Source organism: Desulfomicrobium aestuarii, from assembly GCF_055385525.1.
Window position 1 is genome coordinate 1,054,052 of the sequence record NZ_AP042427.1, and the last position, 23,652, is coordinate 1,077,703.

The 23,652-nt window shown below is 65.0% G+C and carries 25 protein-coding genes; 11 read left to right on the forward strand and 14 right to left on the reverse strand.

Translation table 11 applies throughout. From position 1 onward, the window contains the following. Window positions 1-4: 4 nt before the first annotated feature. From xseB to dxs, 3 genes are read left to right on the forward strand one after another with little or no spacing between them, the layout of a single operon-like run. On the forward strand, window positions 5-220 hold the full coding sequence (gene xseB, locus ACZ5AC_RS04855) for an exodeoxyribonuclease VII small subunit (protein WP_464249829.1): 216 nt from the start codon (window positions 5-7) through the stop codon (window positions 218-220). Further along, window positions 217-1,104 carry a polyprenyl synthetase family protein gene (locus ACZ5AC_RS04860; RefSeq protein ID WP_464249830.1) on the forward strand — a complete coding sequence of 296 codons (888 nt, stop codon included), beginning with the start codon at window positions 217-219 and terminating at the stop codon, window positions 1,102-1,104. The genes xseB and ACZ5AC_RS04860 overlap by 4 nt, the downstream gene beginning before the upstream one ends. An 8-nt stretch (window positions 1,105-1,112) precedes the next feature. Then, window positions 1,113-3,017, forward strand: a complete 1,905-nt coding sequence (dxs, locus tag ACZ5AC_RS04865; RefSeq protein ID WP_464249831.1) for a 1-deoxy-D-xylulose-5-phosphate synthase — start codon at window positions 1,113-1,115, stop codon at window positions 3,015-3,017. Window positions 3,018-3,215: 198 nt separating this feature from the next. Here dxs and ACZ5AC_RS04870 read toward each other — a convergent pair whose 3' ends face one another. Beyond that, window positions 3,216-3,638, reverse strand: a complete 423-nt coding sequence (locus ACZ5AC_RS04870; protein ID WP_464249832.1) for a universal stress protein — start codon at window positions 3,636-3,638, stop codon at window positions 3,216-3,218. A gap of 59 nt (window positions 3,639-3,697) precedes the next feature. Beyond that, entirely contained in the window at window positions 3,698-4,084 is a 387-nt protein-coding gene (locus ACZ5AC_RS04875) for a hypothetical protein (protein ID WP_464249833.1), read from the reverse strand. 431 nt (window positions 4,085-4,515) lie between these two features. Here ACZ5AC_RS04875 and ACZ5AC_RS04880 point away from each other — a divergent pair, with 431 nt between their 5' ends. Continuing rightward, complete coding sequence (locus tag ACZ5AC_RS04880) at window positions 4,516-4,959, forward strand: rhodanese-like domain-containing protein (protein WP_464249834.1); 444 nt, start codon at window positions 4,516-4,518, stop codon at window positions 4,957-4,959. A gap of 22 nt (window positions 4,960-4,981) precedes the next feature. Here ACZ5AC_RS04880 and ACZ5AC_RS04885 read toward each other — a convergent pair whose 3' ends face one another. From ACZ5AC_RS04885 to ACZ5AC_RS04895, 3 genes are read right to left on the reverse strand one after another with little or no spacing between them, the layout of a single operon-like run. Then, window positions 4,982-5,821: a pseudouridine synthase gene (locus ACZ5AC_RS04885; RefSeq protein ID WP_464249835.1), complete on the reverse strand. Its 840-nt coding sequence runs from the start codon at window positions 5,819-5,821 to the stop codon at window positions 4,982-4,984. Further along, on the reverse strand, window positions 5,818-6,027 hold the full coding sequence (locus ACZ5AC_RS04890; RefSeq protein ID WP_464249836.1) for a tautomerase family protein: 210 nt from the start codon (window positions 6,025-6,027) through the stop codon (window positions 5,818-5,820). Before ACZ5AC_RS04890 ends, ACZ5AC_RS04885 begins: the two co-directional genes overlap by 4 nt. A 1-nt stretch (window position 6,028) precedes the next feature. After that, a complete protein-coding gene (locus tag ACZ5AC_RS04895; RefSeq protein ID WP_464249837.1) occupies window positions 6,029-6,370 on the reverse strand; it encodes a cupin domain-containing protein in 342 nt (113 codons plus the stop codon). Between the two features lie 261 nt (window positions 6,371-6,631). On the opposite strand from ACZ5AC_RS04895, the gene trpB reads away from it, so the two are divergent. After that, on the forward strand, window positions 6,632-7,840 hold the full coding sequence (gene trpB / locus ACZ5AC_RS04900; RefSeq protein ID WP_464249838.1) for a tryptophan synthase subunit beta: 1,209 nt from the start codon (window positions 6,632-6,634) through the stop codon (window positions 7,838-7,840). Between the two features lie 72 nt (window positions 7,841-7,912). On the opposite strand, the gene ACZ5AC_RS04905 is transcribed toward trpB, so the two are convergent. Continuing rightward, on the reverse strand, window positions 7,913-8,605 hold the full coding sequence (locus ACZ5AC_RS04905) for a metal-dependent hydrolase (protein ID WP_464249839.1): 693 nt from the start codon (window positions 8,603-8,605) through the stop codon (window positions 7,913-7,915). Beyond that, entirely contained in the window at window positions 8,602-10,719 is a 2,118-nt protein-coding gene (locus ACZ5AC_RS04910) for a hybrid sensor histidine kinase/response regulator (RefSeq protein ID WP_464249840.1), read from the reverse strand. The genes ACZ5AC_RS04905 and ACZ5AC_RS04910 overlap by 4 nt, the downstream gene beginning before the upstream one ends. A gap of 225 nt (window positions 10,720-10,944) precedes the next feature. Here ACZ5AC_RS04910 and ACZ5AC_RS04915 point away from each other — a divergent pair, with 225 nt between their 5' ends. Next, window positions 10,945-11,586: an AMIN domain-containing protein gene (locus tag ACZ5AC_RS04915; protein WP_464249841.1), complete on the forward strand. Its 642-nt coding sequence runs from the start codon at window positions 10,945-10,947 to the stop codon at window positions 11,584-11,586. A gap of 57 nt (window positions 11,587-11,643) precedes the next feature. Then, window positions 11,644-12,273 carry a precorrin-8X methylmutase gene (locus ACZ5AC_RS04920; RefSeq protein WP_464249842.1) on the forward strand — a complete coding sequence of 210 codons (630 nt, stop codon included), beginning with the start codon at window positions 11,644-11,646 and terminating at the stop codon, window positions 12,271-12,273. Window positions 12,274-12,342: 69 nt separating this feature from the next. Here ACZ5AC_RS04920 and ACZ5AC_RS04925 read toward each other — a convergent pair whose 3' ends face one another. From ACZ5AC_RS04925 to ACZ5AC_RS04935, 3 genes are read right to left on the reverse strand one after another with little or no spacing between them, the layout of a single operon-like run. After that, the gene (locus ACZ5AC_RS04925; protein WP_464249843.1) at window positions 12,343-12,648 is read right to left on the reverse strand and encodes a putative quinol monooxygenase; all 306 of its coding nucleotides are present in this window, start codon (window positions 12,646-12,648) and stop codon (window positions 12,343-12,345) included. Next, on the reverse strand, window positions 12,645-13,145 hold the full coding sequence (locus ACZ5AC_RS04930; RefSeq protein ID WP_464249844.1) for a DUF3592 domain-containing protein: 501 nt from the start codon (window positions 13,143-13,145) through the stop codon (window positions 12,645-12,647). Before ACZ5AC_RS04930 ends, ACZ5AC_RS04925 begins: the two co-directional genes overlap by 4 nt. Window positions 13,146-13,149: 4 nt before the next feature. Further along, window positions 13,150-13,350, reverse strand: coding sequence for a heavy-metal-associated domain-containing protein (locus ACZ5AC_RS04935; RefSeq protein WP_464249845.1), 201 nt, complete (start codon window positions 13,348-13,350; stop codon window positions 13,150-13,152). A 120-nt stretch (window positions 13,351-13,470) separates the two neighbouring features. On the opposite strand from ACZ5AC_RS04935, the gene map reads away from it, so the two are divergent. Further along, a complete protein-coding gene (gene map / locus ACZ5AC_RS04940) occupies window positions 13,471-14,304 on the forward strand; it encodes a type I methionyl aminopeptidase (protein WP_464249846.1) in 834 nt (277 codons plus the stop codon). A 115-nt stretch (window positions 14,305-14,419) separates the two neighbouring features. Here map and ACZ5AC_RS04945 read toward each other — a convergent pair whose 3' ends face one another. The 4 genes from ACZ5AC_RS04945 to ACZ5AC_RS04960 are packed head-to-tail and all read right to left on the reverse strand — an operon-like array spanning window position 14,420 to window position 19,379. Then, on the reverse strand, window positions 14,420-15,154 hold the full coding sequence (locus ACZ5AC_RS04945; protein WP_464249847.1) for a 4Fe-4S dicluster domain-containing protein: 735 nt from the start codon (window positions 15,152-15,154) through the stop codon (window positions 14,420-14,422). Between the two features lie 9 nt (window positions 15,155-15,163). After that, window positions 15,164-18,199, reverse strand: a complete 3,036-nt coding sequence (gene fdnG / locus ACZ5AC_RS04950; RefSeq protein ID WP_464249848.1) for a formate dehydrogenase-N subunit alpha — start codon at window positions 18,197-18,199, stop codon at window positions 15,164-15,166. A 28-nt stretch (window positions 18,200-18,227) separates the two neighbouring features. After that, window positions 18,228-18,476, reverse strand: a complete 249-nt coding sequence (locus tag ACZ5AC_RS04955; protein ID WP_464249849.1) for a hypothetical protein — start codon at window positions 18,474-18,476, stop codon at window positions 18,228-18,230. Window positions 18,477-18,521: 45 nt separating this feature from the next. Then, complete coding sequence (locus tag ACZ5AC_RS04960) at window positions 18,522-19,379, reverse strand: transposase (RefSeq protein WP_464249850.1); 858 nt, start codon at window positions 19,377-19,379, stop codon at window positions 18,522-18,524. A gap of 259 nt (window positions 19,380-19,638) precedes the next feature. Between ACZ5AC_RS04960 and ACZ5AC_RS04965 the strand changes: the two genes are divergently transcribed. From ACZ5AC_RS04965 to ACZ5AC_RS04975, 3 genes are read left to right on the forward strand one after another with little or no spacing between them, the layout of a single operon-like run. Further along, complete coding sequence (locus ACZ5AC_RS04965; protein ID WP_464249851.1) at window positions 19,639-20,865, forward strand: ABC transporter substrate-binding protein; 1,227 nt, start codon at window positions 19,639-19,641, stop codon at window positions 20,863-20,865. After that, window positions 20,862-22,916, forward strand: a complete 2,055-nt coding sequence (locus ACZ5AC_RS04970) for an ATP-binding protein (RefSeq protein ID WP_464249852.1) — start codon at window positions 20,862-20,864, stop codon at window positions 22,914-22,916. The genes ACZ5AC_RS04965 and ACZ5AC_RS04970 overlap by 4 nt, the downstream gene beginning before the upstream one ends. Continuing rightward, a complete protein-coding gene (locus ACZ5AC_RS04975; protein ID WP_464249853.1) occupies window positions 22,913-23,626 on the forward strand; it encodes an STAS domain-containing protein in 714 nt (237 codons plus the stop codon). The genes ACZ5AC_RS04970 and ACZ5AC_RS04975 overlap by 4 nt, the downstream gene beginning before the upstream one ends. Window positions 23,627-23,652: the final 26 nt, after the last annotated feature.

Below are 23,652 nucleotides of genomic sequence, written 5' to 3' on the forward strand. Positions count from 1 at the left end.
GGATATGGCGAAGACACTGAGTTTCGAAAAGCGGCTGGAGCGGGTCAGGGAGATCACGGCCCTGCTTGAGGGCGGGGAACTGCCCCTGGAACAGGGGGTCAAGCTCTTTCAGGAGGGTGTGCGCCTGTCCAGGGAGTGCTCGGCCGAACTGGAGCAGGCCCGCGTCATCGTCGAGAACGCCGGGCAGGAGCCCGGACCGGAAGCGGGGGGGGACGCATGACGCCGCAGGACATGAAGGCCGAGCTCAAGGCGCTCGGCGCGGTGGTGGAAGGGCGTCTGGCCACGGTTTTCGGCGACGGGGCCACGCCCGCGCATCTGGTCGCTTCCATGGAGTATTCCCTCATGGCCGGCGGCAAGCGCCTGCGGCCCGTGCTCTGCCTGGCCTGGGCCGAGCTTGTAGGGGGGCGCCTGGAAGCGGTGCTCGATTTCGCCTGCGCCATCGAGTGCATCCACACCTACTCCCTCATCCACGACGACCTGCCTGCCATGGACGACGACGACCTGCGCCGGGGCAAGCCCTCCAACCACAGGCAGTTCGACGAGGCCACGGCCATCCTGGCCGGCGACGGCCTGCTGACCGAGGCCTTCACCCTGGCCTCGTCCCTGAAGCTTCCGGCCGATCGGGTTCTGAGGGCCATATTTCACCTTTCGACCGCGGCCGGCCCGCGCGGCATGGTCGGCGGCCAGGTCCTGGACATGGACCTCACGGGCAAGGGCGCCGACCTCGCGCAGCTTCGGACCATGCACGCCATGAAGACCGGGGCCCTCATCGAGTCATCCTGCGTGACCGGCTGCATTCTCGGCGGCGGGGACGAGGCCGCCCTGGCCCGGGCCTCGGAATACGGCAGGGCCGTGGGCCTGGCCTTCCAGGTCACGGACGACATCCTCGACGTGGTCGGGGATACGGCCGCACTGGGCAAACCCGCCGGCAGCGACGAGGCCCAGGGCAAGTCCACCTACCCGGCGCTCTTGGGCATCGACAAGAGCCGCGCCCTGGCCCGCGAGAGCGTGGACCGGGCAGTGGGCGCCCTGGACGGCTTTTCGCACCCGCGCGCCGATTTCCTGCGCGCCGTGGCCGGGTACATTCTGGATCGAACGCACTAGGAGCATCCATGACCGAGCAAACCCTGCAGGAACTTTTCCCCACCCTGGCCGGCATCCGGCAGCCCGGCGACATCCAGGGCCTGGACGAGAAGGGACTGACCAGGCTGGGCGAAGAGATCCGCCGCATGATCATCCAGACCGTCTCGTCCACGGGCGGGCATCTGGCCCCGTCACTGGGCGTGGTGGAGCTGACCATGGCGCTCCTGCGCGTCTTCAACCCCGCCCATGACCGCATCGTCTGGGACGTGGGACACCAGGCCTACGCCTACAAGCTGCTGACGGGCCGCCTGTCGCGCTTCCACACCCTGCGCCAGCTCGGCGGCATCAGCGGCTTCCCGCGTCCGGCCGAGAGCCCCTTCGACCATTTCGGCGTGGGGCACTCCTCCACGTCCATCTCCGCGGCCCTGGGCATGGCCGCGGCCCGGGACCTGGCCAGGCGGGACAACAAGGTCGTGGCCGTCATCGGCGACGGCTCCATGACCGCCGGCCTGGCCTACGAGGGCCTGAACCAGGCCGGAGGCCTGGGCAAGGACCTCATCGTCGTCCTGAACGACAACGAGATGTCCATCTCCCGCAACGTCGGCGCCCTGTCGTCGTTTCTGAGCCGCAAGCTGTCCATGCGCTGGGTGCAGCGGTTCAAGAAGGAGGCCGAGGCCATCATGCGCCAGATCCCCAAGATCGGCGACGACCTGGCCGACTACGCCCGCCGCAGCGAGGACTCCTTCAAGAGCTTCTTCACCCCCGGCATGCTCTTCGAGGCCTTCCGCTTCACCTACATCGGGCCCATCAAGGGGCACGACCTGCGCCAGCTGACGAGCGTCCTGGAGCAGGCCAAGGGCCTCGAAGGGCCCATCCTGATTCACGTCCTGACCAAGAAGGGCAAGGGCTACGAGCCGGCCGAGACCAACCCGACGTATTTCCACGGCGTGGGCTGCTTCGAGCCCGAGACGGGTGTGGCCCTGAAGTTCGGCGCGTGCGCCTTGCCGACGTACACCGACGTCTTCGGCAGGACCCTCTGCGACCTTGCGGCCGCGGACGACAAGATCGTGGCCATCACGGCCGCCATGCCCGAAGGCACCGGCGTGGCCGGGTTCTCGGAGCGCTACCCGGACCGCTTCTTCGACGTGGGCATCTGCGAGCAGCACGCAGTGACCTTCGCCGCCGGCCTGGCCTCCCAGGGCATGAAGCCCGTGGTGGCCATCTACTCGACCTTCATGCAGCGCTCCTACGACCAGATCGTGCACGACGTCTGCCTGCAGAACCTGAACGTGACCTTCTGCCTGGACCGCGGCGGCCTGGTGGGCGAGGACGGGGCCACGCACCACGGCGTGTTCGACCTGTCCTTCCTGCGCCACATCCCGAACCTCGTGCTCATGGCCCCGCGCAACGAACCCGAGCTGCAGCACATGCTGGCCACGGCCCTGGCTTACGAAGGCCCCGTGGCCGTGCGCTACCCGCGCGGCGTGGGCGAAGGCGCGCCCCTGGCCGAAAAACCGGAAATCCTGCCCATCGGGCAGGGCGAGATGCTGCGCGAAGGCGCAGACGGGGTCATCGTGGCCGTTGGCAGCCGCGTCGCCCCCGCCCTGGAGGCGGCGCGGGTCCTGGCCGAGGAGACGGGGAAGCAGGTGGCCGTGTTCAACGCCCGCTTCGTCAAGCCCCTGCCCGAGGCGCAGCTCCTGGAGTTGGCCGCGTCGCAGCCCTTCATGCTGACCGTGGAGGAGAACGCCTTGGCCGGCGGCTTCGGCTCGGCCGTGCTGGAGCTTCTGGCCGACCGCGGCGTCCTGGGGAGCCTGCGCGTCCGGCGCCTGGGCGTGCCGGACCAGTTCGTGGAACACGGCAGCCAGAGGGAGCTTCGGGCCCGGCTCGGCATCAACCGCGACGGCATTCTGGAGGCGTTGCGCGGCCTGGTCTGAGCCCGCTGCTACATCGTCACGAAAAAAGGCGTCCGACGGGGCGCCTTTTTTCGTGAGCATTTCCCCCCCGGATAGCGAAGAAACGTTATTCGGAGGGGGTATCGTGAAACGCGGACCCCGATCTGGAGTCGGGCCGCGTCCGTGGCGGGATGACGAGGGCCTGACGCCGCCGTCGGCAATTCAGGCCCTGTCGCGTCGCTACTTCTTGACCACCAGCACCGAGCACGGCGCGTGGGTCACGACCTGGCTCGAAACGCTGCCGATAAGGAAGCGCTCCACGGCCCCGGCGCCCTTGTTGCCGATGACGATGAGGTCAATGTTGTTCTTTTCTGCGTACTTGACGATGGCGTCCGCCGCCGACGGGCTCTCCTCGACCGCGACATTGACCTTGGCACCTGCTGCCTTGGCTTGCTCCTGGGCGCGGCTGACGGTCTTCTGCACGCCTTCGCGCATCTTTTCGATAAACTCGCCCGAGATTTCGCCGAGATACAGGTTTGTGTACGGCGCGTTGGAGATGGTCAGGGCCGTGAGCTCCGCGCCTTCCTGAGCCGCGAGCTTCATGGCCTTCGTCAGTACCAGCGTGGCGTATTCAGATTGATCGATGGCTGCCAGAATCTTCATGACGTCCTCCTTTTCTCGTTGTGAAACCGTTACGGGGAAAATGGCTCCATCAGGTCCGTTTAGTGGCTCCTCGGGCCCGGGACCTGGAATATCTTGGCCTCGGTCTTGTCAGGGTGCTTGGTCGCCAGATGCTTGTATCTGTTGAGGGCCCGGCCGGACAGCAGGGCCAGTATGGTCGAGAGATCCGATCCTTCGTCGATCCGTCTGAAAATCTCGTTGTCGAGCATGCGCGGACTGAGGCGGTAGGCCGGTTCGCTGTCCGGGTCGAAGGTCACGTCCCCGGGCTGGATCTCGATCTGGTCCCCGATGGCTTTTTCCAGAAAACTGTAGACGGTGCGCTCGAAAAACTTGCGCACGTCTTCCGTCGATTCCGCCGCGTCGATCTGGATGCGATAGCGCGGCTCGACCTCTCGCTGGTGCATCTTGAAGGACATCTGATGAGTCATGTGTTCCTCCTCTGAGTATGTCACCCGGCCGGAAAGCTGGCCGGGACTGTCGTTTGCTGTGCTGCTGCGTGCGTGTGAGGCGGTGCGGGAGGTGCTGAATGTCAGGCGGAACATCAGGTGGCATTTGAGAAAAACATAACGCCCCGGGAACCTTTTGGCAATGATTTGCTGAAAATCATTCGTCTCGGTCGTATTTTCCCTCGAAATACGCGGGCCGGGAGCGGATGGCGCAGGCGACCCGGCCGGTCGGGAGTGTGCTGCCGTGGTTGCGGAACATGGTTTGCGGCCTTGTGTCGCGGCGTTGGACCGAAGTCCGGTTCGGGCGCCGTTGAGCGCGCGGCGGGGGGCCGGAGAAGCCCGCTGACTCGGCCGTTGCGGGTTGCAAAGATGGCTTCGATTGCGTAGCCTGATCGAGCACTGGATCAGGCCTCTTGTCATTTGCCGAATACGCGCGGGGCGAAGCATTGAAAAACGCAAAAAATTTCAAAATACTCCTTTTCCTGTCTTTGTTTGTGTTCGTGCATATGTTTTGCGCGTTCGCGAATGAGCTGTTGCTTACTGCACAAGAGGCGCAGTCGCTCATTGAACAGAACAAAGGCGACGATAAGTTTGTCATTCTGGATTTGCGAAGTGTGGATGAATATCGTCAGGGGCATATCGAAGGCGCGCGCTCGGTGAATTACTACGCCACGAATTTTCAGCGCATGGTCTCCCTGTTGGACCGCGACGCGACGATACTGCTCTACTGTCAGAAGGGCAGGCAGAGCACCCTGGCTTTGCGGGCGATGACGAAACTCGGCTTTTCAAGGATGTACATCCTGGACGGAGGGATTGCCGAGTGGGTCAGGGCCGGGCTGCCGCTGACCGGGCCCTGACGCGGTTGCGACGGGGCGCGGTTCAACCGCGCAGGGGAAAGGGCAGGGGCGGCAGGGTCCAGGCGTGGTGCGTGCGCGTGAAGGGGCAGGTCAGGCTCAAGCCCACGGCCAGAAGCTGCAGGCCGTGAGGGCAGGCGTTGTTGCGGCCGTAGCGCGGGTCCCCCATGACCGGATGCCCCAGGCCGGCCAGGTGGCGGCGGATCTGGTGCTTGCGGCCCGTGTCGATGCGCGCCGTCAGCAGTGTGGTTCCCGATTCAGGATCGCATTGCACGACCTTGAATTCGGACCGGCTTTCCCTGCCGTCCATGGGCTCCCCGACCGTCAGTTCCGTCCAGTCCGGGACGCCGCGCACGATGGCCATGTACTCCTTGTGTACCCCTCCCTGCCGGAACAATTCTCCCAATCTCGCCGCTGCCGCCGCGTCGTGGGCCAGGAGGATGAGTCCGCGTGCTTCGCGGTCCAGCCTGTGCACGGGGTGCAGTTCGTTTCTGGCCCCGAGGGCTGCCTGGGCCAGGCGGGGCAGGGCGCAGTGGTCCGCGAAGCGGGTGCCCTGGGACAGCACTCCCGCCGGCTTGTTCCAGACGGACCAGCGCCCGCCGTTGAAGACGAGTTCCGGTTCGGCCGGAACCAGGGCCAGCAGGGCCGGGTCGTAGTTCATCTCCAGATTATCGCCTGGTTTCACTTCGGCCGTCGCCCGGCGCAGGCGCGACGCCTTTCGGCCGGGCCGCTGCCACCACACGCCCCCCTTGGCCATGCAGTCCTTGACGCGGGCCTTGGGCAGGCCGGTCAGCCGGGCCAGGGCATCGCAGGCCGTTGACGCTTCCGTGACGGCCAGGGTGCGGGAAAAGGCTCCGGAGGTCATGGCTTGCCGCACCCGGGGCCGAATTTGTCGATGTGCAGTTCGCCGCCTGTGGCCCAATTTTCCCGGTCGAATTCCTCGATCTGGATGGAGACCAGTTCCGGCGGGAGAGCCAGGGACTGCGCCACGGCCCTGGTCACTTCGGCCGCCAGCCTGCGCTTCTGGTCGACGTCGCGGCCCTTGGCCATGCGGATGCTGACGATGGGCATGCTATCTCCGCGCGGGCAGGAAGGGGATGTAATCCTCGCGCACCGGGCTGAAGACCTCGATGGCGAGAGCCGTTTCGTGGACGACGGCGCCGTGCTCGACGCCCGGGGCGATGCACCAGCTGTCGCCGGGGCCGAAACGGTGCTCCACGCCGCCGATGGTCATGGTCATGCTTCCGGAGACGAGGTAGCCGGTCTGCTCGTGCGGGTGGGAGTGCATGGGCAGGAAGGACTTCTCCTGCAGCTCGAAGCGGGCCATCAGGGTCTTCTCCCCGTGGACGAGGGTGCTGACCCGGATGCCGGGGATGAGGTCGTGCCAGACGGCCTGGTCGTTGGTGGTGATCATGCGTGCGCTCCTGGGAGTGTTGGTGAGGCCCTCACATATACGATCGATTATCCCTTGACAAATGCCCGGTGCGCAGGCACTCGGTATGTCCATGAATATCAAGGTCACGACCCTTTCCCTTCTTTGGTGGCGGCATGAGGAACATGCCGTGGGATGCGTCTTGGCCTGAAAACCCGACCCGTAAGGGAAGAAGCGAACATCAGCCGCGGCAGTGCACACTGACCGCGGTTTTTTTTTACCCGAACTCCAAGGAGACACCCCATGACCATGCCCACAGCCGACGGATTTTTCGGCGCCTACGGCGGCCAGTACGTACCGGAACCCATCAGGGACATCCTGAACGAACTGGCACAGGCCTTTGAACGTTACCGCAACGACCCGGAATTCATCGAGGAATACGAGTATTACCAGCGGCAGTTCACCGGGCGGCCCAACCCGCTCTACTTCTGCGCCAACCTGACCAAGCGCTGCGGCGGGGCCAAAATCTACCTCAAGCGCGAGGACCTGAACCACCTCGGCGCCCACAAGGTCAACAACACCATCGGCCAGATCCTGCTGGCCAAGCGCATGGGCAAGAAGAAGATCATCGCCGAGACCGGCGCGGGGCAGCACGGCGTGGCCACGGCCGCCACTGCGGCGCTCATGGGCATGGAGTGCACCATCCACATGGGCGCCGTGGACGTGGAGCGCCAGAAGCTCAACGTCTTCCGCATGCAGATGATGGGCGCCAGGGTCGTGCCGGCCGAGAGCGGACAGAAGACCCTCAAGGAGGCCGTGGACGAGGCCCTCATGGCCTGGGTCCAGGACGCTCAGAACACGTTCTATCTGCTCGGTTCGGCCGTGGGTCCGCACCCGTACCCCCTCATGGTCCGCGAATTCCAGTCCATCGTCGGCCGCGAGGCCAAGGCCCAGATCCTGGAGGCCGAAGGGCGCCTGCCCGACTACTGCATCGCCTGCGTCGGCGGCGGCTCCAACGCCATGGGCCTCTTCGCCGAATTCATCCCCCATCCCGAGGTCAGGCTCGTGGGCGTGGAACCCGCGGGCCGGGGGCTGGGCTACGGGCAGCACGCCGCCACTCTCTGCCTGGGCGAACCCGGCGTCATGCACGGCTTCAACTCCTACATGCTCAAAGATGAAAAGGGCGAGCCCGCGGAGGTCTACTCCATCTCCGCCGGCCTCGACTACCCGAGCGTCGGCCCCGAGCACGCCCACATGAAGGACACGGGCCGGGCCGAGTACGTGCACGCCAGCGACAAGGAGGCCCTGGACGCCTTCTTCCTCCTGTCCCGCACCGAGGGCATCATCCCGGCCCTGGAGTCCTCCCACGCCCTGGCCCACGCCCTGCGCATCGCGCCGGGGCTGCCGCCGGAGACCATCATCATCGTCAACCTCTCGGGCCGCGGCGACAAGGACGTGGACCAGATCGAGCGCATGGTAGCCAGCGGCGAGGTCGTGCCGCCGACGCTCTAGAACGGCGCAAGGCCCGGTCGGTCTCCCCGGCCGGGCCTTGATCGCGGTCGCGCGCGACGGGCCTGCGCGGGCCTACCTCACCAGCCCCACGGGCACGCCTACCTCGAGCTGCATCAGGGCGTCGCCCAGCTCCAGCTTGTCCAGCTCCCTCCTGAAGGCGTCCACGTTCTGGTCCAGGACCGGGAAGGTCCCCCAGTGCATGGGGGCGACCTTCTTGCACCGAAGCATCATGGTCGCCATGGCGGCCTGGGCCGCGTCCATGGTGAAGACGCCGCCGATGGGCAGCAGGGCCAGGTCGATGCGGTGGAGCTTGCCCCACAGGGCCATGGACGAGAAGATGCCCGTGTCCCCGGCGTGGTAGACCGTGTAGCCGTCCTCCAGGCGGACGATGAAGCCCGTGGGCACGCCCGACTCGCAGGAGTGGTGGGCCTGGGTCATGGTCACGCTGATGCCCTGGTGGGTCACGGTGCCGCCGATGTTGAAGCCGATGCCGTTCAGCACCTGGCTGTCGGGCAGGCCCTGGGACTTGAGCTTGGCGGCCAGTTCCACGATGCACCCCAACGACGCGCCGGTGCGCTTGCAGATGTCCAGGGCCTGGCCCACGTGGTCGCCGTGGTCGTGGGTCACCAGGACCAGGTCGGCCTCGACGTTCTTGGCCGTGGTCTTGGCCGAGGGGTTGCCGTCGAACCAGGGGTCGATGAGGATGGTTTTGCCCTTGGATGTTATGGCGAAGGCCGAGTGGCCGTGCCAGGTCAGCGTGTTCATGTTGCCTCCTTGTGGTCGTTGAGGGCGGACCGAAGCTCCGCCGTGATGCCCGCGGTCAGGTCCAGAAGGCTCCCGGCCGCCGGGGAAAAGGTCTCGAAATCCGTTCCGGCCCTGGCCAGATCCTCCACCGCCTTGGCGGCCAGCCCTTCGGGCGTGAGCCCCATGTTCAGCAGCAGCCCCTTGACGGCGTGGGCGTGCCGCCCGGCCCCGGCCACGTCGGATCCGGCCAGGCAGACCTCCAGGCCCGCGAGGTGTTCCTTCAGGGCGTCGAAAAGGCTTTGCACCAGCGGCATGGCTTCGTCCCGCTCCAGTTCGTACTGGGCGTTCAGGGCGGCCAGGATGCGCTCGAAGAAGCCCCTCCCGCAGGCCGCGTCGGGTGCCGCCGCCTCATCCCCGGCCGTTCCGCCATGCCCGGGCTGCGCAGGATCCGCCAGTGCGGGGGCGTCCTTCCCGTCTCCGGAGCCCGCGAAGGTGCCGAGCACGGCGTACACCTCCTCGGCGCGCAGGGGCTTGGTGAGGTAGGCGTCCATGCCGATGTCCATGCAACGCTCTTTGTCCTCCAGCAGGGAATGGGCCGTCATGGCCACGATGGGCGTGAACGTCCCTGCGATCTTTTCGCGCAGGGCCCGGATGAGGATGCTGCCGTCCAGGTCCGTGGGAGCGGGCCGGCCCTGCTCGCAGGCGCGGATGACCTGCGTGGCCGTGAAGCCGTCCATGACGGGCATCTGCAGGTCCATGAAGACCAGGTCGTAGGTGTGGCGGCCAAGCATCGTCAGGGCGTCGAGGCCGTCGCGGGCGTGGTGCATGGTCTGGCCCATGCGCCGCAGCAGGAGTTCGGCCAGCTCCCGGTTGGTGGGAACGTCGTCGACCAGGAGGATTTCCAGGGGCCGCAGCCGTGCCAGCTCTTCCCCGGCCGGTTCGTCCGACGCAAGCTCCAGGCGCAGGCCGAAGGCCCCGGCCAGGGCCTTCAGCAGCTCGTCCTGCATGAGGGGCTTGGCCAGCACCGCCTTCACGCCCCCCTGGCCGGCGGTCACGGAGCGGTCGCCGATCTGGGTCAGGACGATGGTCGGCTTGTCGTGGAGGGTCCCGCCGGGGTCCATGAGCTCCATGCAGGCGAAGTCGCCGAAGTCCGTGTCGAGGATGACGAGGTCGAAGCCGCCGCCATCAAGCCCCAGGCAGTCCATGCATTCGGCCGTTTCGCAGGGCAGGCCCCAGAATTCGAGCAGGCGGCGGACCTGGCGGCGGATGAGGCGGTTGTTGGCCACGACCAGGACCTTGGCCGCGTCGTCGAAGACCCCGGCGTGGGTCGTGTCGGCCGGGGAGACGAGCCCCATGCGCGCCGTGAACTCGAAGGCGCTGCCGTGGCCGGGGGAGCTTTCCACGCTGATGTCGCCGCCCATGAGCCGTACGAGCTTGCGGGCGATGGACAGGCCGAGGCCCGTGCCGCCGTAGACGCGGGTGGAGGAGCTGTCGACCTGGGTGAAGTCCTCGAAGATGGCGGAGAGCTTGTCCGGGGGGATGCCGATGCCCGTGTCCTCGACGCGGAAGCGCAGCAGGCACCAATCTTCGGCGGTTTCGGCGACCTCGCAGGAACAGCAGACATGGCCCGAAGGCGTGAACTTGAGGGCGTTGCCGAGCAGGTTGATGAGGATCTGGCGCAGGCGGATGGGGTCGCCGCGCACCTCGCGGGGCAGGTCGCAGGGCAGGAGGCAGAGCAGTTCGAGCCCCTTCTCGGCGGCGGTGAGGCCCAGGGTGCCCACGGTGCGCTCGATGGCGGCGCGCAGGTCGAAGTCGCGAGGTTCGAGCTCGAACTGGCCGGCCTCGATCTTTGAGAGGTCCAGGACGCCGTTGATCAGGTCCAGCAGGGCCTCGGAAGCCGTCTTGACGATGTTCAGGGCGCGGCGCTGGTCGGCGCCCAGTTTCGTGTTCAGGACCACGTCCGTCATGCCGATGATGGCGTTCATGGGCGTGCGGATTTCGTGGCTGAAATTGGCCAGGAACTGCGATTTCACGCGGCTGGCAGCCTCGGCCTGCCGCCTGGCTTCGTCCAGTTCGGCCACCAGTCTGGCCAGGCGCTCCGCGTTTTCGGGCAGGTGCGTGCTTTCGGTGTTCATGAGGCTACTCCCTGGCGCGGCGCCTTGGCGGCGTGAACTGCCTGTGTGCGGGCGCGACTGCGAGAGCATATCCGAAACCGCCTCCGATTCCAACCGCGGGACCCCGGCCGGCGGAGAAACGGCGGCGAGCCGAAATTCGAAATCTCAAATTGTTTTCTTTTGCCGGAATCTTAGGTAGGGTCGCCGTGATTCGAGCATCGTCAAACCGATGGATGTCACTCGCTCATGAACACACTGCCCATACGCGTAGCCGTTTTCCTGTTCTGCATTTTCGCTGCCTGCCCGACCGGAGCCTTTTCAGCCGGTCCGGAGACGATCCGCCACAAGGTCGTCGCCGGGGACACGATCCGCGGCGTGATCCTGAAGGCCAACTGCATCTCGTCGATGTCCGATTACTCGCGCGTCCGCGAGGCCTTCGCCGGGCTCAACCCCGGCCTCACCCATTCCGAACTGCTCAAGCCCGGAACAGAGGTCCCGGTCCCGGTCCTTTTCCGGAACAAGGGCTGCCTGGACTTCCGCGAGCAGCGCGTGGTGCGGGTCGACTTCGAGAGCCGTGGGGCCATGGAGAAGGTGCTCGTCTATCTCGACGGTCCGGTGCTGCCCGATGTCTTCACCCTCAGGCAGACGCAGCCCGTGCGCGTGGTCTGCGATTTCGACGGCGCCCTGCCCGAGGCGGGGCTTCAGCGCGACGTCGAGGTGCAGGGGCGCATGATCCGCAGGATCCGCCTCGGGCACGAGGACAAGCCCTTCAAGCGCGCCCGGGTCGTGCTCGACGTGGACGACGCGGTGGCCGGGCGTATCGAGCAGGAGTTCTTCGAACAGACCAGCCTCTTTGTCCTGACGATCCACGAGGCCGCGAAGAACTGACCCTCCTCACAGAACCCCTTCCCGGGCCTTCCCGGCCCGTCCCTCAAGGACTTTTGCATGTACGTCCACGTCCCGCCCGAGGAGATCGAGCCCCGGTCCCTGGCCATCATCGACGCCGAAGTCCCCGAGCCGCGTCCCTTCGAAGGAGCGCAGTGGGCCGTGGCCCGGCGCATGGTCCACACCACGGCTGATTTCGACCTCCTGAACCACATCCGCTTCCACCCGGACGCCGTTCGCGCCGGCATGGACGCGCTGCGCGCGGGCGCGGACATCGTCACGGACACGCGCATGGCCCTTTCGGGCATCCCGGCCCGCCGCCTGACCCCGCTGGGCTGCGCCGCGCGCTGTCTCATGGACGAGCCGCGGGTGGCGGCCAGGGCGAAGGCAGATGGCGTGACGCGGGCCTGGGCGGCCGTGGACGAGGTCATGGACGGCGGCGGGGCGGACATCTTCGTCATCGGCAACGCGCCCACGGCCCTGTACCGCCTGCTGGAGCGCGTCGCCCTCGGCGCGCGGCCGCCGAAGCTCGTCGTCGGCATGCCCGTGGGCTTCGTCAACGCGGCCGAGTCCAAGGAACTGCTCCTGGCCCAGGACGCCATCCCCTACATCGCCGTGGCCGGCCGCAAGGGCGGGTCGAACCTGGCCGCCAGCGTCGTCAACGCCCTGCTCATCCTCGCCGCCGGGTAACATCCGCCGCAAAAAAAAACCGCCCCGGCCGGACGTTCGGCAGGGGCGGTTCGCATTCGCGCGGACCCTTCAGACTTCTTCGACAATGCTCAGGGACACGTTCAGGACGATGTCCGAAACCCTCTCCTGGAAGCCGCGCATGTGCCCCGAGCGCAGGTGCCTTTCCAGGGCGGACCGGTTGGCCCATCTCTCGACGATGGTCACGCTGTCCGGGTCGTAGCGCTGGCTGTCCATGCCCATGCGTACGTCCCGGGTGGGGAAGTAGTCCAGGCAGCCGGCCTCCTGGCGCACCAGCGTCGCCAGTTCGCGGAATTCACGCAGGAAAAGCGGGGATTGACCGGGCTTCAGGGCGACGCGCGCCGTGACGTGGATCATGCCCCCTCCTTGCGGCCGCCCTGGCCGCTCAGCAGATAGACGCCGAAGATCACGGCCACGCAGCCCGTGGCGAAGCAGAAGAGTCCCGCCCCGGCCTTCAGCAGAAAAAGGGGCAGGTGCAGGTGCCGGTACAGGACGGAACGCTCCGGCTTGTCCGGGTCCACCAGCACGGCCACGGTGCGGTTTTCTGCCTGGGCCGCGCGCAGGGTTTCGTGCAGGTCGGGCTGGGGGCACTCGTCCCCGATGCACGAGAACTGCCCTTCGTGACTCCGCTCCCCGAACTCGTAGGCGTAGCGCGCCACGGTCTGGTTGCCCAGAGCCTGGTCGGGGCCCGAGAGGTGTTCCACGGTGATGATCCGAGCGGACTGGGGCGTCCAGGCTTCGGCCGCGCGGAAGGTCAGGTAGCTCTGGCCGGCGTCGAGGAGAAAGCGGGTGCCCAGGATGACGAAGGGGATGCCAAGGAGCAGCAGGATCAGCTTGCGCAGCGTCGAGAACATCCGGCTAGTCCTGGGGCTCGAAGCCGATCTTGCGGATGGCGTTCTTCACGGCCGCGAGGTCCACGTCCGGGGCGGCGTCGAAGGTTGCCTGGCCGGGCGTCAGGGTCACGGAGACGTTGGTGATGCCGGGCATGGACGAGAGCAGCTTGGTGACGGAGCCGGTGCAGTGGGCGCAGGACATTCCTTTGATGGCGATGGTCGGCATGGTTTCCTCCTGTGTTTCGGACACCATGGCCCAAAGCACCGTGGAAGGCAACGGCCGGGGGCACTGGACAGCCGGGGAATTCTGCGCCAAGGTCGGTCGAACAACCAACGCAGGACCGCCATGCTTTTTCGTAACGCCAAAGCCCGTCTCAACCGCCGCAAGCTCAGTCCCGACCTGGAGTCCGAGTACTGGAAGCGCTACCGCATCCGCCTCAAGGACCAGGCCGCCATCGACGGCATCGCCCGTGCCGGAGATCTCGTGGCCCGCACCCTGGAAGTGGTCCAGGCCGGAATCCGTCCCGGCGTCACCACCGACAGCCTGAACGCCCTCGTGCACGAGTTCACCCTGGAGCACGGCGCGACGCCTGCGCCCCTTGGGTACCGGGGCTTCCCCAAAAGCGTGTGCGTGTCCGTCAACGACGAGATCTGCCACGGCATCCCCGGTTCGCGGGTCATCGCCGAAGGCGACATCGTCAACGTCGACGTGACGAGTATCCTGGACGGCTGGTACGCCGACGCCAACCGCACCTTCCTCGTGGGCGAAGTCTCGCCCGCGGCCAGGCGTCTGGTGCAGGTCACGGCCGAATCCCTGGCCCGTGGCATGGCCGCCGTCAGGCCAGGCGCGACGCTGGGGGACGTGGGGCACGCCATCCAGGCCCACGCCGAGGCCGCCGGCTATTCCGTGGTCCGGGAACTGGTCGGCCACGGAGTCGGGCACGCTTTTCACGAGCCGCCCCAGGTCAACCACACGGGCCGGCCGGGTTTGGGCATCGTCCTGGTGCCGGGCATGGTCTTCACCATCGAGCCCATGATCAACCAGGGCGGACTCGGGATCAAGCGCCTGGACGACGGCTGGACCGTGATCACGGCCGACGGCAGCCTGTCGGCGCAGTTCGAGCAGACGGTGCTGGTCACCGAGAAGGGCGTGCGCAGCCTGACGCCGTACCCCCTCTAGCCCTGTTCCCTTCCCGGCATGAAGAGAGGCCCGCCACCGTCCTGCGGTGGCGGGCCTTCTCAATGAAGAAGTGGCCGGGAAGACGGCTTCCCGGCCTGCCGATGGAGGAGGGCCGTTAGGCCTTGCTTCTGGATTTCGAGCCGAACAGCTTGGCGAACATGGCCTTGCGGTTCATGAGGCCGGGCATCGTCGCGTCGGCCACCGAGTACGGGTGGTACGACTTGGGGTCAGCCTGGTACAGGTAGATGACCCTGGTGGCCTCGGCGTCGCCCAACACCGCGTCCGGGTATTTCTTCTGCACCTCGGCCAGCCGTTTTTCGGCCAGCGCCAGCATTTCGTCCCGATCTCCGAAGTTCATTGTTCCGGTGGGGCATGACTGCACGCAGGCGGGCTTCAGGCCGTTCTGCACGCGGTCAAGGCACATGGTGCACTTGGTCATGACCTTGGTTTCCGCGTTCTGGCGCGGGATGTTGTAGGGGCAGGACTCGCGGATTTCGTTGAAATCCGGCAGGTCCTTGGTCTTTTCCGTGAAGATGATGGCGCCCGTGGCCTCGTCCTGGTAGATGGCCTTGTCGTCATAGGCGTCAGCGGTCATCTTGCAGGGGGGTTCGGTGCAGTGCCGGCACTGTTCCGGGAAGAACAGCCAAGCGGCCATGAAGCCCTTGTCGTCGGCCACTTCCTTCATGTGCACGGTCTTGTAGGTGATGGCCGAGACGTCCATGGGGTTCTGATGGGACCCGTGGTTTCTGGTCTCCTCGGCCGGGAGTTTGTTCCACTGCTTGCAGGCCACCTGGCAGCCGCGGCAGGCCGTACACTTGGTCAGATCGACGAAGAATGATTTTCCTGACATATCGACTCCTTACGCTTTCTTCACGTTGACCATGAAGGCCTTGCTTTCCGGGATGCCGGTATTCGGGTCGCCGACGGCCGGGGTGAGCAGGTTGGCGGCGTCGCCGCCGTCCTTGGGCCAGACCCAGCCGAAGTGCCAGGGAATGCCGACCACGTGGACCGGGTTGCCCATGACCTCGAAGGGCTTGAAGCGCTTGGTCACGATGGCGATGGCCCAGAGCTGGCCGCGCGGGTTCTCCAGGATAACCTTTTCGCCGTTCTTGATGCCTTTGAGTTCGGCCAATTCTTCGCTCATTTCGCAGAACATCTGCGGCTGGGCTTCCGTCAGCCAGGGCAGCCAGCGGGTCAGAACGCCCGTCTGCCAGTGCTCGGTGACGCGGTAGGTCGTACAGACGAACGGGAACCGCGGGTCGCAGGTCGTGCGCTTGTGGGCGTCTTCCGCGAACATCAGGGCAGTCGGGTTGTTGAGCGTCTTGGAGAAGGGATGCTCGGTGACCGGGCACTCCAGGGGCTCGTAGTATTCGGGGAAGGGGCCGTCGTTCAGGCCGGGGCCGTACAGGGCGCCCAGGCCGTGCGTCTGCATGATGAAGGGGTGCTTGGCGCCGGCGTCGCCGCCGCCGTCGACCACGTCGATGAGCCACTTCTTGTTGGCCCCGTCCCAGGCCAGGACCGGCTTGTTCGGCGCCCAGGGCTTGCCGGTGAGGTCAACGGAGGCCCTGTTGTAGATGATGCGGCGGTTGACCGGCCAGGACCAGGTCCAGTTCGGGAAAAGGCCGATCTTTTCCTGTTCGGGCGTCTGGGTCTTGTCGCGGCGGGCGGCCATGTTGCCCTTGTCCGTGTAGGAACCGGCGTAGATCCAGTTGCCTGAGCAGGTCGAGCCGTCGGCCTGCATGATCAGGAAGTTCGGCAGCTGGCTGCCGGCCTTGTACACGGTTTCCTTGCCGTCGGGTCCCTTGATGGTCGTGTCCTTCAGGAAGTAGCCGTTGATGAGCTTTGCGACCTTGTGCGGGTCGAAGACGTGTCCGTCGCCCCAGTCGTCGACGTTGAGGCCGAGGATCGGGTCGGGGAAGGCGCCCTTTTCCTTTTTGTAGAGTTCGCGGATCTTCAGCGCCAGTTCATAGATGATGTCGCCGTCCGGCTTGGTCTCGCCCATGGGCTTCGGACCGGCGTAGCGCCACTGCATCCAGCGGCCGGAGTTGGAGATGGAGCCTTCCTTTTCCACCGAGACGCAGCAGGGCAGGAAGAAGACTTCGGTCTTGATCTTCTTGGGGTCCACGCCCGGGCCCTTCCAGAAGGAGCCGGTCTCGTTCTCGAAGATGTTGACGTTGACCATCCAGTCCAGCTTGGCCAGGGCTTCGCGGGTCTTGTTGGAGTCCGCGCCGCTGGCTGCCGGGTTCATGCCCCAGGCGAAGAAGCCCTTGAACTGGCCCTTGAGCATCTTGTCGAAGAGGACCAGCCAGGAGGCGTTCTGGCCTTCATCCAGCTTGGGCATCCATTCATAGGCCTGTGCCGGCTCGGCTTCCTTGTAGAATGCCTTGAGCATGCTGGTCATGTACTTGGGCTGGTGCTGCTTCCAGTTGACGCTCTTGGGATCCTTGCTGACCGGGGTGATGGCCTTCAGGTAGTCGTCGTAGACGGCCTGGTTGGCCCTGGGGGTCGGCAGGTAGCCGGGGATGATGTGGAAGAGCAGGGCCTGGTCCGTGGAGCCCTGGACGTTGGATTCGCCGCGCAGGGCGTTCACGCCGCCGCCGGCCACGCCCATGTTGCCCAGCAGCAGCTGGATGATGCTCATGGCGCGGATGTTCTGCACGCCGACGGTGTGCTGGGTCCAGCCCATGGCGTACAGGATGGTGCCGGCCTTGTCGGGCTTGCCCGTGGCCGTGTAGGCCTTGTAAAGGGCCAGCAGCTTGTCTTCGGGCGTGCCGGAGATGGAGGACACCTTCTTGGTGTCGTAGCGGTCGTAGTGCGCCTTCAGGAGTTGGTACACGCAGCGGGGGTCCTTCAGGGTCATGTCCCGCTTGGGAACGCCGTTCTCGTCCATCTCGAAGGCCCAGGACTTCTTGTCGTACTTGCGTCCGGCCTCGTCGAAACCGGAGAACAGGCCGTCCTTGAAGCTGAAGTCCTTGCCGACGATGAAGGAGGCGTTGGTGTACTCGAGGACGTACTCCTTCTGGGTCAGGTCATTGTCCAGAATGTACTTGATCATGCCGCCCAGGACACCGATGTCGGAGCCGGAGCGCAGGGGGACGTACAGGTCCGCCTTGGAGGAGGTGCGTGTGTAGCGCGGGTCGACATGGATGACGGTTCCGCCCGCCTCCTGCGCCTTGGTCACCCACTTCCAGCAGATGGGATGGTTTTCGGCAGCGTTGCTGCCCATGATAAGAATGCAATCACTGTTCTTGAAGTCGATCCAGTGGTTGGTCATCGCGCCGCGTCCGAACGACTCTGCCAGAGCCGCAACAGTTGCGCTGTGTCAAATACGTGCTTGGTGCTCTATGTATGTCAGCCCCAGGCTGCGGAGGAACGCCTGGTAGATCCAGCACTCCTCGTTGTCCATGGCGGCCGAGCCGACGGAGGCCAGCCCTTCTGTGCGGTTGACGATCTGGTCCTTGGCGTTCTTGACGGCAAAGGACTCGTCACGGACTTTTTTCACGCGCTTGGCGATTTCCGTGATGGCCCAGTCCCAACTCTTCTCTTCCCACTTGTCGCTGCCGGGGGCGCGGTACTGGACTTTGGTGATGCGTTTGGGGTTTTCCGCCAGCTGGTAGTGGGCGGCGCCTTTGGCGCACAGGGCGCCTTCATTGATGGGATGATCGGGATCGCCTTCGATGTTGATGGCGCGACCCGTCTTTTCGTCGGTGGTGACGATGAGCCCGCAGCCTACCGAGCAGTAGCAGCAGACCGAGGTGGTTTCCTTGCCTTTGCGCAGACTCATGAGCTGAGCGTGGGCCTTGGTCGGCGCCAGGTCAAACCCCAGGCCTCCGAAGGCCGTGACCGCGGTGGCCGCGGCAGTGAGTTTGACGAATTCTCTTCTTCCCAGTTTCATGCAGTTCCTCCTGACAATGTTTCTGGTTTTACCTGCCACGAATTTCACGGCCAAGGCTTATCAAAAGCCGACGGCCAGACGGGAACGGCGTATCGAGGCGGGGGGCGACGGCGGGCTTCTTCAAGGAGCCCACGGTCCTTACCACCGTCACGGCGGTCAGGACCGCCTGGAGATCGAAGCCCAGGCCCGAGAAGGGCAGCATGTCCCTGGTGGGGAACTGCCCGTAATTTCTCGCTCCGGATGGGCAAACTTTCGATACGGTTTCCGATTTTTCCATGATTGAGCCTATGAAGGAAAAACCGAATAAGTTGCAAGAAGATGCTTAATCCTCAAAGTCCGGCACCATGGCGCAGAGGTACTCGGCCAGGATGGGGAAAATGTCCTCGCTCTTGTGGTTGTAGCGGAATTCCAGCTCCTTGATGTACAGGGGGAAGTTGCGGGGCGAGATGCCCTTGAGGCGGCGGAACCACTCCTTGGAGAAGGACCAGAAGCCCTTGGACGAGTCGATGTGGAGGCCCTTGTCGGCATGGCGGATGTTGTAGATGGAGGACAGCTGGCTGCCGCCCGTGAGCAGGGCCGCGTATTGCTTGAAGCGGTCGGTGTAGATGATCTTGCCCAAACTCGCGGTCTTGAGGTGGAAATTCATCTTGAAGTGGACGATGCTGTCGCCGTCGAGTTCCGGGATGAGGTCGGCAAAGACGTGGGGGCCGCGTTCGACGATGCCGAACACGGGCATCCGGCCGCCCCTGGTGCTCATGTCCAGATGGAACTTGCCCGACTTGGAGAAGCCCAGTCCCTCGATGGAGCGGATGATGAGGCGCGCGTCCAGGGAGTGGGCCAGGATGGCCATGCGCAGGGTGGTCACGGCCTTGTAGGCGGTGTTGTAGGTGACGCCCAGCTGTTCGGCCATGCGCCCCGTTGGCACCTCCAGCTCGAAGAGTTTGATCAGCCTGAGCCACTGCCTGGGGGAGAGGTTTCCGTTGTTCAGGAATCGCTGGCTGAAGTCGTGGAAGGTGTAGGCGCAGCGCGCGCAGCGACGCCTGCCGCCCTGCAGGGTGTACAGTTTCCGGCTGCGGCATTTGGGGCAGATGCGCTGATGGTTTTTCCAGCAAAATTGCAACAGGTATTTTTTTGCTGAATTTTCATTTTTTATTAAATTTTCAAATGTTTGAAAATCCATTTTATAAAAATCCTGTGCAAGAGTTTGGGTAATATGGTGTTTCTGCTCTTCCGCCCGGATCTCGTTTAGTCTTGGTTTGACTGGATTTTATTATGTCCGAAAAGGCATAATCCGAGCCTTCCTTTGGGTATGAATTCATGCTTTGGCACAGATTAGTGCTTTTGGGCCCCCAGCGCAACCGTCCTTCACGCAGTGGCGCATGTCATACTTTTCGGGTAGTCGGTTTCAGGCACGAATCGTTTTTCACCAGGAGGCTCTCGTGCGACATCGGCTTCACATCGCATTGCTCGTCCTGTGCGTCCTCGTCCTCGCGTCATGCCAGGAGGCCGAGGTGCAGATCCCGCTGGCGCAGGTGGCGTCGGGCGTGACCGACACGGAGGTGTCCTTCGGCTCCTCCCTGCCGCTGCAGGGCCATGCGGCCTACCTCGGCCAGGAGACCCTGCGCGGCGCCATGAGCTACATCAAGCACGTCAACGAACAGGGCGGCGTGCACGGACGGAACATCCGCGTCATCACCCGCGATGACTCCTACGATCCCCCCAAATGCCTGGACAACACCCAGCGCTTCCTCATCGAGGACAAGGTCTTCGGCCTGTTTTGCTACGTCGGCACTCCGACGACGGTCAAAACCCTGCCCCTGGTGGAGGAGGCCCAGGTGCCGCTTTTGGGCATGTTCACCGGTGCCAACGCTCTGCGCGAGCCCTTCATGCCCTACCTCATCAACGTGCGGGCTTCGTACTACCAGGAGACCAGCGCGGCGGTGGAGCACATGGTGCAGGACCTCAAGCTCACGCGCATCGCCGTCTTCTACCAGTATGACGCCTTCGGCTTCGACGGCCTGACCGGCACGGAGCTGGCCCTGAAGCGTTTCGGACTCGAACCCGTGGCCAGGGGCAGCTACGTGCGCGGCACCCACGACATCCGCGAGGGCCTGGAGCGCATCCGCGAATCCGGGGCCGAGGCCGTGGTCATGATCGGCACGTCGGACCCGTGTGCGAATTTCATCCGCAAGTCCCTGGAGAGCGAGTTTTCCCCCATTTTCTACATGGTGTCCTTTGTCGGCGCCAAGGAGCTGTCCAGGAACCTGCTGCAGACCGAAACCAACGGCGTCAACGTGGTCATGTCGCAGGTCGTGCCGCCGCCCATCCGCCGCGACGGCACCGTGGCCGAGAGCGCCGTCGAGTTCGTGCGGCTGCTGGATGAGCACTACCCAGGCGAGGAGCCGAACTTCGTGGGCTTCGAGGGCTACATCAACGCCAAGGTGCTGGTGGAAGGGCTCAGGAGGGCGGGCCGCGACCTGACGAGGGAGTCGTTCCAGGCCGCCATCGCCTCCATGACGGACTTCTCCCTGGGCGGGGACGTGACGCTGTCCTTCGGGCCCGTTGACCATCAGGGCATGGACAAGGTCTACTTCACCCGCCTGCACGACGGCCGCTTCCTCCTGCTCGACAACTGGGCAGAGCTCCGCGGGGAGGGCCGGCCATGAAGCCCTATGCGCGCATCTCCCTGAAGAACAAGATCTTCGTCTCCATCCTGGCCGTCATCCTCATCATCAGCGTGACCATCGCCCTGCTGGCCCGCTGGATCCTCATCTCCGGGCTGACCAAGGAACTGGAGCAGCGCGGCGTGGCCGTGGCCCACTCCATCGCCGAGCGCGGCGGCGGGCTGGTCCTGGACAAGAACTACCCCGAACTGCTGAACCTCATTTTCGACGAGGCGCGTCTGCGGGAACGCCAGCACCTCATCAACTACATCTTCGTCCTGGACCGGGGCGGGCAGGTTTTGTCCCACACCTTCACCGTGCCGTTCCCGGAGCCCCTGAGCACCGCCAACCCCATCGCCGAGGGCAGCGTGCACAGCGTGCGCCTCGTGGCCGTCGGGGCCCTGACGTCCTACGACATCGCCGTGCCCATGAACGAGGGCCTGTACCGCATCGGCACCGTGCACGTGGGGCTGAGCAAGGAGCACATCGACAAGCTGGTGGCCAAGCTCCGCTTCATGTTCCTGGGCTTCATCTCGGCGGTCATCGTCATCATCTTCTACGTTAGCCACCGCATCTCGCGCTACATCACGAGCCCCATCTCGCGGCTGACCAACATCTCCGACGAACTGAGCCGCGGCAATTTCGACGTGCATCTGGATCTGGGCGAGGGCCTGGACTGGGCCGTGACCAACTGTCCGGCCTACAAGGACACGAACATGCCGTGCTGGCATTTCGACGAGCAGGGCCGCAAGTCGCGCAAGGCCGAGGGCAAGACGGGCCAGGTCTGCGCCACGTGCCTCTTCTACCGCAAGCGCGAGGGCGACGAGGTCATCCAGCTGGCCGACTCCTTCATGAGCATGGTCTGGTCCATCCGACTCTACCGCAAGCGCCTGCAGGAGTCGGAGATGAAGTACCGCTCCCTCTTCGACTCCGGCCCCGACCCCATCTTCGTCGTGGATTGCGACACGGAACTCATCCTCGACGCCAACCCGCGCACCGAGGAGCTGTACGAGTACGCCAAGGACGAGCTCCTGGGCCTGTCCTTCACCAGGCTCGGGCACGAGCAGGTCAAGGAGTGCCTGTCCTATCTGGAGGACGGCCAGTCCAACAGCGGCTGTGTCTATTACCCGAAGGTCCTGCACTACAAGAAGGGGGACCGGCCCTTCTACGTCAATATGCACGCCTGCCCCATCGGCTACGGCGGCAAGCGGGCCATGATCGTGGCCGTGACGGACATCACCGAGATGATGGAGAAGGACGCCCAACTCGTGCAGGCGGCCAAGATGAAGACCCTGGGCGAGATGAGCGCCGGCATCGCCCACGAGATCAACCAGCCCCTCAATGCCATCAAGATGGGCAGCGAGTACCTGAACCTGCTCATCGAGCAGAACCGCGAGGTCAGCGTGACCCAGATCCGGGACATGGCCACGGAGATCAGCCAGCAGGTGGACCGGGCCACGGACATCATCAACAACCTCCGCGCCTTCGGCAAGAAATCGGGCCTGGTCATGGAGCGGGTGGACATGAACGAGCCCATCCGTGGAGTGCTGTCCATCATCGGCCGCCAGTTCTCCATCCAGCGCATCACCATCCGCCTGGAACTCGGCGACGACCTGCCCGTCATCAAGGGACACAACAATCGCCTGCAGCAGGTCTTCTTCAACCTGCTCAACAACGCGCGCGACGCCATCCAGGAGAAGATGGAGTCCGAACCCGGCATGTGGGGCGACATCCTCGTGCGGACCTACGCCCGCGACGGCAGGGTCTACGCGTCCTTCTCGGACAACGGGCCGGGCATCGAGGACACGGTGCGCAACAAGATCTTCGAGCCCTTCTTCACCACCAAGCAGACCGGCAAGGGCATGGGGCTCGGGCTGGCCATCACCTACGGCATCGTCCGCGACTACGGCGGCACCATCACCATTGACAGCCGGCCGGGAGAGGGTACGACGTTCGTGCTCAGCTTCCCGTGCGCCGAGGGACTTCAGGCACCCGAATCCAACGCAGGCCGGCCGCAGCAGCTCCCGGCCCAAACCAGCAGGATACCCGAATGACCCAAGAAAAAATCCTGGTTATCGACGACGAGAAGGCGACCCTCAAAATGTTCCGGCTCTTCCTGGACGTCTACGGTTTCGACATCCTGACGGCGGAATCGGGCGAGGAGGGTCTCGATGTCTTCGAACGGGAGCGGCCGGACATTGTCCTGACGGACATCAAGATGCCGGGCATGGACGGCATCCAGGTCCTGCAGGAGATCAAGCGAAGGTCGCCGGCCACGGAGGTCATCGTCATCACGGGCCACGGCGACATGGATCTGGCCATCCAGGCCCTGAACCTCGACGCTGCGGACTTCATCAACAAGCCCATCCAGCGCCAGAGCCTGGAGCAGGGCCTGACCCGCGCCCGCGAGCGCCTCAAGCTGGCCAAGAGCCGGCAGAACGAGGTCCGTACCAGACCGCAGGGCCGGGCTCTGGTGGTCGAGATCCAGGGCAGCGTAAGTTCCCACAGCGAACCCTACCTGCGCGAGGCCTACGCCAAGGCCAGGGAGGCGGGGACCGGCCGCATGGTGCTGCATTTCGACCCCAACACCTCGGTCAACGGCGCTGGGATCGCCATCCTGACCCAGTTGGTCCTGGAGAGCGAGAAGGACGGCATGGAGATCGTCATGGCCGGGCTTTCCGAGAATTTCCGCAAGGTCTTCGGCATCGTCGGCCTGAGCCGCATGGTGCAGATCTTCGACACCCTGGACCAGGCCTGCGCCTAGCGCGCCCGGCCCCGTCAACCGAAAGG